Source organism: Microcystis sp. LE19-10.1B (assembly GCF_027530565.1).
Taxonomy (GTDB): Bacteria; Cyanobacteriota; Cyanobacteriia; order Cyanobacteriales; family Microcystaceae; genus Microcystis; species Microcystis aeruginosa.
On record NZ_JAPZQM010000189.1, the window covers coordinates 1 to 1792 of the forward strand.

Here is a 1792-nt window from a genome sequence, read left to right on the forward strand (position 1 = left end):
AGAAAGATTTTTTTGTGCTTTTCGCAACCTCTGATAATGTTTCTTAAAATGCTTAGGATTAGATACTTTATCGCCATCGCTGGTAATCACGAGGCTACTAATTCCTAAGTCAATTCCGATGGCTTTATCTGTTACTGGTAAAGGCTTAATCGTTGGGTCATCAAATCTTATTGAGATATGCCAGCGTCCTGATGGATGTAATCTGACTGTTACTGTACTTGGTTCACATCCGTCTGGGATTTGTCTTGACCATCGAATAGGTAAAGGTTCTGTGCATTTAGCTAAATAGATTTGTTTGTCTTTAAATTTAAAAGCAGATTTGGTAAATTCGGCACTTCCTCCCTGATGTTTTTTCTTAAAGTTAGGATACTTAGTACGACCAGCAAAGAAATTAGTAAAAGCTGTTTGTAAATGTCTTAACCCTTGTTGTAAAGGTACACAGCTTACTTCATTGAGAAAGTTTAATTCTTCTTGCTTTTTCCAATCGGTCAACATTGAAGAAGTTTGAGCGTAGCCTACTCTTTCTTGTCTTTCATACCAAGCTTGTGTTCGTTCGTGGAGAGCTTTATTGTAAACTAATCTTACACAGCCCAATGTGCGCCGCAATAGCGACTCTTGTGTTGGTGTGGGGTAAAATCGAAACGAATAGGCTTTTTCCATATCCCGCATTCTAGCATATATCGTGTAAATGTGCTAAGATTTAACAGCAAAGCCAACCTAAAACGGCGGGGTTTCAGACCCAAAATTTTCGATGAGAGCGATATGAACTAAGCTAATCGGCTTCGCTGAGATTAGCGTTTCCAAAACTAATCTCGCAGATTTTGCGCTTTTGACGCTTCCTTTGGCAGACTTACCGTTTGAGCCTAAATCCTGTTATAATAGGGTAAATAAAAACAATGAGATAAAATGCCCAAGAAAGCTTACTTAGCCGAACATCTAAGTTCAGAGGAACTGAAAGATAGATACAGAAGCAGTCAAGACTCAGTAGAAACAAGAAGATGGCACTTATTGTGGAAAATATCGTTAGGATGGACAATCAAAAATGCTGCAGTAGCTGTAGGATTAGATTATCAATATAGTTTTAGAATTCTCAAAAGATATAATGAATTAGGAGAAGAAGGAGTTAAAAATCTCAAGAAAAAAAGTGTGGAACATCGGAGAGGAAAAGAACCTTTATTGAAGGAAGAACAATTGCAAAAATTAAAAGAAGAACTGAAAAAACGTCCTGCCGATGGAGGAATCTGGACAGGTCCGAAGGTGGCTAGATGGATAGAAAAGGAAACGGGACGAGAAAAAGTTTGGAATCAAAGGGGATGGGATTACTTAAAAAAAGTGCAGATATTCTTGTCAAAAACCGAGACCAAAACATAAAAAGGGAGACCCAGTTAAACCAGAAAAATTTAAGCAGAATTTACCAGTAAAAGTCCAATAATTAAGAGATAAATTTACCAATTCTCAGATAGAAGTCAAAAACTTTAAGTTGCCGAGGGAATCATGCTCGATTTTCTACTTTGCTTATTCGCCAAAATTACAGCCAGCCGAGAGATTGTGGTCTCTAGTAGATGAACCCCTGGTTAATGAGCATTTTGAAACGATTGAAGCAATGGAAGAAACAATGACTAATGAAATTAAAAACTTGACTAACTAGGGTCTGCTGAAAAAGTTTTTCCTAGGGGCAGGGTGTAGGGTGTGGGGTGTGGGGTGTGGGGTTTTACCCATTTTCATCGGGTAAATTACCTAATTTTCAGGGAAAAAGTCCAGGGATTTTCCCCCCGACCACTCCCATATCTGG

At 38.3% G+C, this 1792-nt stretch carries 2 protein-coding genes; one reads left to right on the top strand and one right to left on the bottom strand.

From position 1 onward, the window contains the following. Positions 1-660, bottom strand: a 660-nt coding sequence (locus O9332_RS06955) for an RNA-guided endonuclease InsQ/TnpB family protein (protein ID WP_288024496.1), incomplete at its 3' end; no start/stop codon positions are given. Between the two features lie 246 nt (positions 661-906). On the opposite strand from O9332_RS06955, the gene O9332_RS06960 reads away from it, so the two are divergent. Next, on the top strand, positions 907-1371 hold the full coding sequence (locus O9332_RS06960) for a helix-turn-helix domain-containing protein (RefSeq protein ID WP_002760422.1): 465 nt from the start codon (positions 907-909) through the stop codon (positions 1369-1371). The last annotated feature ends 421 nt before the right edge of the window (positions 1372-1792 follow it).

Coding starts and splice junctions, on each gene's coding strand:
- O9332_RS06960 (WP_002760422.1), top strand. CDS start 907: ATGCCCAAGAAAGCTTACTTAGCCGAACATCTAAGTTCAGAGGAACTG.